Genomic DNA, 8310 nt, shown 5'->3' with positions numbered 1-8310 from the left:
TCGAGGGCATCAACAACAAGATAAAGGTAATGAAACGGATGGCCTATGGCTATCGCGACTCGGAATTCTTCTTCCTGAAGATCAAAGCAGCGTTTCCCGGCAATCCGTGAAGAACCTTTTTTTTTGCCTGTCGAATTTATTTCACCTACACTGGGTTTTTTTTCGCACGGGATAATGCATGCGCACATTCAATAGCGTGGCGGCGGGATTGGCTCTGGTGGGGATATCGATGGTCCCGGCGGTTTGGGCGGCGGAAGGGCCGGTTTGTCATATCGACCCGAGCCGTCCCAAGTATTACCAATTGGAATTATCGGCGCCTGCCACGTTTTGCATGGGGCCGGGCGGTAAATCCGATCCCAGCTGCAAGAATTTTCCCAAGCCGGGTTTGCAATTGCATGGCTTGTGGCCGAATTACCATGGCGGTTATCCGGAAGGCGAATGCGATAAAAACACCTGCACAACGCAGCCGGATGCCAAGGGGAAATTCTGTGCTTATCCGAAACCACCGGGCTTATACCAGTCGGCCGAATGGAATAAGGGCAAACAATATATGGCCGGCCTGGAAAAATGCCTGGAACGGCACGAATGGGTTAAACACGGCACCTGCACCACGATGCAACCGGCCGAATACTTTGGCTGGGCGCTGAAACATACGCAGGCATTTGCCGAGGCGGTGGCGCCATTGCTGGACCGGCCGGTGTCGCGCAAGGAATTCGACCAGCTGATTGCCCGGAAATTTCCCGAGCTCGATGGCGCCGTCCGCCTCAAATGCAAGGGGAAGTACGTGAATTCGCTGTACGTGCAATTCGAATGGGGCGACCAGCCGGGCCAGCCGATCAAAACCAGGGGCGGCGACAATGGTTATGGCAACTGTGGTAAAGAATTCACATTCCCGAGCAAAATATGATCGACTTCTATACAGCGGCGACGCCGAATGGCCACAAGGTTTCCATCGCGCTGGAAGAACTGGCGCTGCCCTATACCATGCACGTGCTGGACCTGGCGGCCGGCCAGCAAAAAGAGCCGTGGTTTGTCGCGATTAACCCGAATGGCCGCATTCCCGCCATTGTCGACCGCGCGGCGGACAATTTTGCCGTGTTCGAATCGGGCGCGATTTTGATTTACCTGGCGGAGCAAACCGGCCGGCTGATGCCGCACGACGCGAAAGGGCGTTCGCTGGTCATGCAATGGCTGATGTTCCAGATGGGCGGCATTGGACCCATGATGGGGCAGGCCAACGTGTTTTACCGCTATTTCCCGGAAAAGCTGCAGCCCGCCATCGACCGCTACCACGGCGAATGCAGCCGTTTGTTCCGTGTGCTGGATGGCCACTTGCAGCGGCATGAATACCTGGCAGGCGATTATTCGATAGCCGATATCGCCAACTGGGCGTGGGTGCGCACGCACAGCTGGTCGGGTGTCCCGGTGGAAGGCATGCCGCACTTGCAGCGCTGGCTGGCGCTGGTGGGCGGGCGGCCCGCCGTGCGCAAGGGCATCACGATGCCACCGTCGTCGCTGGACCGCCATGCCAGCGCGGACAAGGCGGAACAGTTCGCGCGGGAAGCGCGCAAGATGCTGGAAACCGGGCAATCCAAAGGAGCCGACTGAATGAAGCTGTATACGAGCGCCAGGGCGCCGAATCCGCGCCGCGTGGCCATGTTCATCGCTGAAAAAGGCATCACCGGTATCGATACCGAACTGGTCGACCTGGGGGCGCTGCAAAACCGCAGCCCGGAATTTTTGGCCGTGAACCCGTTCGGCCGCGTACCGGCGCTGGCGCTGGACGATGGCCGCGTGCTGTCGGAAACGCGCGCCATCTGCACTTACCTGGAAGGCGTGTATCCGGAACCGAATTTGATGGGCGACGGCTACGATGACCGCGCCTTCATCGAAATGGCGGACCGCCGCATCGAACTGTACCTGTTCGCCGGCATTGCCAATTGCATCCGCCACACGCATCCGGGCCTGGCTCCACTGGAGCAGCCGCAATTCGCGGATTTCGGTACATCGCAAGGCGAAAAAATGCGCGACACGGTGCGCTGGCTCGATGGCGTGCTGGCCACGCAGCCTTACGTGGCGGGGCAGCGCTTCACGATTGCCGATATCACGGCGTTTTGCGCGCTGGAATTTGCGCGCGGGCTGATGAAATTCCGGCCGGGGGCGGAAGGGTTCGAACACGTGCAGGCGTGGCGCGACCGCATAGCCGCGCGACCCGGCGCATCGGCGGGATAAGCCGCCGCGCTGTCACGCGATGCGGCGGCACCAGCCTGGCTGCGGCATGGCTGCGTAATGCGGCGCCAGCGCGTCGGCGGCATCGATGGCGCGGTCCAGGCCCAGGATGCCGAACGGCGCCAGGCTGCCGTGGAACAGGTTCAGCACGCGCTGGCGCAAAACCGGGCCGAAGTCCGGCAACGCGCGGCGGCACACGATCAGGTTGAATTCATTGAATGACGCATCCGTCACCAGGTTGTATTGCGCCCACGTGATGTGGGAACGCAGCGCCACGGTGGGCGCCAGCCGCTTGCCGCTGGCCGCAAAATAGCGGGACAGCTCCCCCTGTCCGCCGCTGCGGGCATAGCCGGCCTGGTAATTGGCCAGCTGTTCCTGCGTGATCGTCGCATCCTGTGCTTCGGCCAGCAATTCGTCGCTGGCCACGGTCGCATGGATTTCCGTCTGCTCCAGCAACCCTTCGTCGGCCAGGATGATCGCCAGGGTCCACGCTTGTTCCGCGCCCGCGCAATCGGCCAGCCAAATGCGGGGCAGGGCGGCGCCGCGCAGGCTTGCGCCCACCAGTTGGCGCAACTGCCGCGCTTCATCGATGTCATCGAACAGCGTGGCGGGCGGCACGTGCAGCGCGCGCAGCGCGGACGACGCCGCGCCTGGCTCGTGCAGTACGCGGTCCTGCAACTGCGACAGCGTGCGCAAGCCACGCTGCCGCATCACGGCACGCAGCTTGCGCCGCAGCGCGGCCCGCTCATGGCCACGGAAATCATAGCCATAGCGCTGCAGCAGGGCTTCCAGCAGCAATTCCAGTTCCAGCGCCTCGACTTCCGGCGTGGCTTCACGCAGCATCGGCGTCACGTTTCCCATAGGTTATGCAGCCACTCAGTGTAACCATACCCGCATCAGCGACAGCAGCTGCGCCACGTCCACCGGCTTGGTGATGTAATCGGACGCGCCGGCCGCGATACACTTGTCGCGGTCGCCCTTCATGGCTTTCGCCGTCAGCGTGATGATGGGCAGCGACTTGAATTTCGGGATGCGGCGGATGGCCCGCATCGTGTCGTAGCCATCCATCTCCGGCATCATGATGTCCATCAGGACAATCTCGATGCCGGGGTCGCGTTCCAGCACTTCAATGCCGTCGCGGCCGTTTTCCGCAAACAGCACGTGCATTTGCTGGCGCTCCAGCAGCGACGACAGCGCAAAGATGTTGCGCAAGTCATCGTCGACGATCAGTACCTTGCGTCCCGCCAGGCCGGAATCGGCCGCGTGGATTTCTTCCAGCATGCGCCGCTGCAATTCCGGCAAGCTGGCCTGCGAACGGTGCAGGAACAGCGCGGTTTCGTCCAGCAGGCGTTCCGGCGAACGGGCATCCTTGATGACGATGGTTTTCGCATAGCGTTTCAGCTTGGTGACTTCCTTGCGGCTCAACTCTTTCGCGGTATTGATCACGATCGGCAAGTCGCGCAGGCTGGAATCCTTGCCGATAATGTCGAGCAAGTCAAAGCCGCTGATGTCGGGCAGGGTCAAGTCCAGCACCATGCAGTCGAAGTGCCCCTCGTGCAATTCCTTCAGCGCCGCTTCGCCTGTGCCGACCGCCACGATGTGGATATCGGCATCGCCGATCAGGTGGACGATGGAATTGCGCTGCTGTTCCTCGTCGTCGACCACCAGCAGGCTGCGCTTGCCGCCCAGCAGGAATTTCTGGATGCGGGTGAATTCTTCCTGCAAATCGTCCTTGCTGACCGGCTTGTTCAGGTAGGAAATCGCGCCCTGGCGCAAGGCCCGTTCCCGTTCGCGCAGGCTGGACATCACGTGCACGGGGATATGGCGCGTGCTGGGGTCGCGCTTAAGGCGGTCCAGCACGGTGAAACCATCGATATCGGGCAAATCGATATCGAGCAGGATGGCCGACGGCAGGTAATCGCGCGCCAGCGACAGGGCGGAGTCGCCCTGGTGCGTGACGATGCCCTTGAAGTTCTTTTCACGGGCATATTCCAGCACCACCTTGGCAAAGCGCTCGTCGTCTTCGATGATCAGCACGGACGGATCGCCCGGCGCCACGATGCCCCGGTCGTCCAGGGTGGAACTGTATTCGACCAGTTCGCCATCGGCATCCTGCAAGCTGTCATGCACGGCAACCGGCGCCGGTTCCGGCGGCGGCGTGTAGACGATTTTCGGCGCCTGCAGCGGGGCGCGGGTCGGCGCCTGGCGGCCCAGGTCATAGTTGATGAAGCCGGCGCGGTTGTATGGCAGGAACAGTGTGAAGGTGGAACCGCTGCCGACCACGGATTCCACGCGGATTTCGCCGCCCAGCAGGCGCGCCAGTTCGCGCGAAATCGACAGGCCCAGGCCGGTACCGCCATATTTCCGGGCCGTGGAACCGTCGGCTTGCTGGAACGCTTCGAAGATCAGCTGCAGCTTGTCGGCGGCAATACCGACACCGGTGTCGGACACGGCGAACGCCAGCACCGCGTCCGCGTGCACCAGGTTCGGGTGGTCGCTGGTCCAGCCGGTGTTGACCAGGCCGATGGCCAGCGATACCTGGCCGTGGTTGGTGAATTTAAAGGCATTCGACAGCAGGTTTTTCAGCACCTGCTGCAGGCGCGTCACGTCCGTCATCAGCGCGGTCGGCAAGTTGTCGCGCAACTCGACGGAGAAGCCCAGGTGCTTGGCTTCGGCCATGTGGCGGAACGTGCGGTCCACGTAATTGCGCAGGTTGGCGAAGCGGTACTCGGACACGTCCAGCGTGACGGTACCGGACTCGATCTTCGACAGGTCAAGAATGTCGTTAATCAAGGTCAGCAAGTCGGAACCGGAGCCGTGGATGGTTTTCGCGAATTCCACCTGTTTGTTCGACAGGTTGCCTTCCGGGTTGTCGCCCAGCTGTTGCGCCAGGATCAGCAGCGAATTGAGCGGTGTCCGCAATTCGTGCGACATGTTGGCCAGGAACTCGGACTTGTACTTGGACGACAGGGCCAGTTGCGTGGCTTTCTCTTCCAGTGCCAGCTTGGCCTGTTCCACCTCGCGGTTTTTCCGTTCCACCTCGATGTTCTGCTCGGACAGCAGGCGGGCTTTCTCCGCCAGTTCCTGGTTGGTTTGCTGCAATTCCTGCGCCAGCGATTGCGACTGGGTCAGCAGCGATTCGGTCCGGCTGTTCGCTTCAATCGTGTTCAGCACCACGCCGATCGATTCCATCAGCTGGTCCAGGAACGACAAGTGGGTTTCCGTGAAACGGTCCAGCGACGCGATTTCAATCACGGCCTTCACCTGCTGTTCGAACAGGATCGGCAGCACCACGATATTGTTCGGCGGCGCGGAACCCAAACCGGAGGAGACGACGATGTAATCACGGGGCACGTCGGTCAGCCAGATCCGCACTTTCTCCAATGCGCACTGGCCGACCAGGCCTTCGCCCGGCAGGAACGACGTCGGCAGCTTGCGCGACGAGCGGTAGCCGTACGACGCGATCATGCGCAGGCGGGCGTCCGCTTCCTGCGAATCCATCATGTAGAACACGCCATGGTGCGCGGACACCAGCGGCGCCAGTTCCGACAGGATCAGTTTGGTCACGGCCTGCAAGTCGCGCTGGCCCTGCAGCAGGCGGGTGAAACGCGCCAGGTTGGTTTTCAGCCAGTCCTGCTGCGCATTTTTCTGCGTGGTTTCCTTCAGGTTGCGGATCATCTCGTTGATGTTGTCCTTCAGGTAGGACACTTCGCCGCGCGCTTCCACCTGGATCGAGCGGGACAGGTCGCCCCGTGTCACGGCGGTCGCCACTTCGGCAATCGCGCGCACCTGGTTGGTCAGGTTTGCCGCCAGCTGGTTCACGTTTTCCGTCAAGTCTTTCCACGTACCGGCCACGCCGGACACATTGGCCTGGCCGCCCAGCTTACCCTCGGTACCCACCTCGCGCGCCACGCGCGTCACCTCCGATGCGAACGAAGAAAGTTGGTCCACCATCACGTTGATGGTGTCTTTCAGTTCGAGAATCTCACCCTTCACGTCCACCGTGATTTTCTTCGACAAGTCGCCGCGCGCCACGGCGGTGGTCACCGCCGCGATGTTACGCACCTGGCCCGTCAGGTTGGACGCCATGAAGTTCACGTTGTCGGTCAAGTCTTTCCACGTGCCGCCCACGCCCGGCACATACGCCTGGCCGCCCAGCTTACCCTCGGTACCGACCTCACGCGCCACCCGCGTCACCTCGGATGCGAACGATGACAACTGGTCCACCATCACGTTAATCGTGTTTTTCAGCTCGAGAATCTCGCCTTTCACGTCCACCGTGATCTTTTTCGACAAGTCGCCGTTCGCCACGGCCGTCGTCACTTCCGCGATGTTACGCACCTGGCCGGTCAAGTTACCCGCCATCGAGTTCACGCCGTCCGTCAAGTCTTTCCACGTACCGGCCACGCCAGGCACGTTGGCCTGGCCGCCCAGCTTACCTTCGGTACCCACTTCGCGCGCCACCCGGGTGACTTCCGACGCGAACGAGTTCAACTGGTCCACCATCACGTTGATGGTGTTTTTCAGTTCGAGAATCTCGCCTTTCACGTCCACCGTGATCTTTTTCGACAAGTCGCCGTTCGCCACGGCGGTCGTCACGTCCGCGATGTTCCGCACCTGGCCCGTCAGGTTACCCGCCATCGAGTTCACCGAGTCGGTCAAGTCTTTCCACGTACCGGCCACGCCTTTCACCTGCGCCTGGCCGCCCAGCTTGCCTTCGGTACCGACTTCCCGCGCCACCCGCGTCACTTCGGATGCGAAGGAAGAAAGCTGGTCGACCATCACGTTAATCGTGTTTTTCAGTTCGAGAATCTCGCCCTTCACGTCCACCGTGATCTTTTTCGACAAGTCGCCGTTCGCCACGGCGGTGGTCACCGCCGCGATGTTCCGCACCTGGCCGGTCAGGTTCGACGCCATGAAGTTCACGTTGTCGGTCAAGTCTTTCCATGTGCCGCCCACGCCCGGCACATACGCCTGGCCGCCCAGCTTACCCTCGGTACCGACTTCCCGCGCCACCCGCGTCACTTCGGACGCGAACGACCGCAACTGGTCCACCATCACGTTGATCGTGTCTTTCAGCTGCAGGATCTCGCCGCGCACGTCCACCGTGATTTTCTTCGACAAGTCGCCGTTGGCCACGGCCGTCGTCACTTCCGCGATATTACGCACCTGCGACGTCAGGTTACCCGCCATCGAGTTCACCGAGTCGGTCAAGTCTTTCCACGTGCCGGCCACGCCTTTCACCTGCGCCTGCCCGCCCAGCTTACCTTCGGTACCCACTTCGCGCGCCACCCGCGTCACTTCGGACGAGAACGACGACAACTGTTCCACCATGGTGTTGGCGGTCATTGCCGCCCGCAGGTATTGCCCCTTCAGCGGGTGGCCGTCCACTTCCAGCGCCATGGTTTGCGACAGGTCGCCCTTGGCCACGGCGCCGATCACGCGCGCCATTTCCGTGGTCGGGCGCACCAGGTCGTCAATCAGTGTATTGACGGAGCTGATGATGGTGGCCCAGCCGCCGGACACGTGCGGCACCGACGCACGTTGCGTCAGTCGGCCTTCGCGGCCCACCACGCGCGACACGTCGGTCACGGCCTTGACCATTTTTTCCTTGGTCTCGATGATGTCGTTCAGGGTATCGGCGATCTTGCCGGACATGCCGGTCCAGTCGGACGGCATGCGCGCGGTGAAATCGCCCCGCTTCAGCGCCATCAGGGTCTGCAACAGCAGCTTGACGTCGAGCTGGTCAGCCAGTTCAGTCATATCGTTCATCGGGACATCCTCATGGGGAATGGACACGGGCAGGTAAAAGATACTCTTACAAGCGAGTGAGTCAAGATTTTAAGATGCGAAAATGCATAGTGTAGGAAAATTGTTACTTTGCGCATTTTGCAATAACATTTGGAAACATTTTTCTCTACGATACGACGAATATTATTTCCAGCGCGCACGATAAAAAAAAAGGTTCTTCACGGATTGCCGGGAAACGCTGCTTTGATCTTCAGGAAGAAGAATTCCGAGTCGCGATAGCCATAGGCCATCCGTTTCATTACCTTTATCTTGTTGTTGATGCCCTCGAGC

At 60.9% G+C, this 8310-nt stretch carries 7 protein-coding genes; 4 read left to right on the top strand and 3 right to left on the bottom strand.

Annotated features, from left to right (window positions below; genetic code table 11):
• From GJ700_RS34500 to GJ700_RS34485, 4 genes are all read left to right on the top strand, one after another.
• Window positions 1-110, top strand: a 110-nt coding sequence (locus tag GJ700_RS34500) for a transposase (RefSeq protein WP_154382718.1), incomplete at its 5' end; no start/stop codon positions are given.
• Window positions 111-178: 68 nt separating this feature from the next.
• On the top strand, window positions 179-907 hold the full coding sequence (locus GJ700_RS34495) for a ribonuclease T2 family protein (protein ID WP_154382716.1): 729 nt from the start codon (window positions 179-181) through the stop codon (window positions 905-907).
• The gene (locus GJ700_RS34490; RefSeq protein ID WP_154382714.1) at window positions 904-1608 is read left to right on the top strand and encodes a glutathione S-transferase family protein; all 705 of its coding nucleotides are present in this window, start codon (window positions 904-906) and stop codon (window positions 1606-1608) included. Before GJ700_RS34495 ends, GJ700_RS34490 begins: the two co-directional genes overlap by 4 nt.
• Complete coding sequence (locus GJ700_RS34485; protein ID WP_154382712.1) at window positions 1609-2232, top strand: glutathione S-transferase family protein; 624 nt, start codon at window positions 1609-1611, stop codon at window positions 2230-2232. It abuts the gene before it with no gap.
• Window positions 2233-2244: 12 nt separating this feature from the next.
• On the opposite strand, the gene GJ700_RS34480 is transcribed toward GJ700_RS34485, so the two are convergent.
• From GJ700_RS34480 to GJ700_RS34470, 3 genes are all read right to left on the bottom strand, one after another.
• The gene (locus tag GJ700_RS34480; protein WP_229507414.1) at window positions 2245-3090 is read right to left on the bottom strand and encodes a CheR family methyltransferase; all 846 of its coding nucleotides are present in this window, start codon (window positions 3088-3090) and stop codon (window positions 2245-2247) included.
• Window positions 3091-3105: 15 nt separating this feature from the next.
• Entirely contained in the window at window positions 3106-8001 is a 4896-nt protein-coding gene (locus tag GJ700_RS34475) for a HAMP domain-containing protein (protein ID WP_154382710.1), read from the bottom strand.
• 197 nt (window positions 8002-8198) lie between these two features.
• The coding region (locus tag GJ700_RS34470) for a transposase (protein WP_154379529.1) at window positions 8199-8310 on the bottom strand (112 nt) is incomplete at its 5' end.

Source organism: Pseudoduganella rivuli (genome assembly GCF_009674485.1).
Classification (GTDB): Bacteria; Pseudomonadota; Gammaproteobacteria; order Burkholderiales; family Burkholderiaceae_D; genus Rugamonas; species Rugamonas rivuli_B.
Note: the sequence above shows the minus strand (reverse complement) of the source record. Positions and strands in the feature narration are given on the sequence as shown.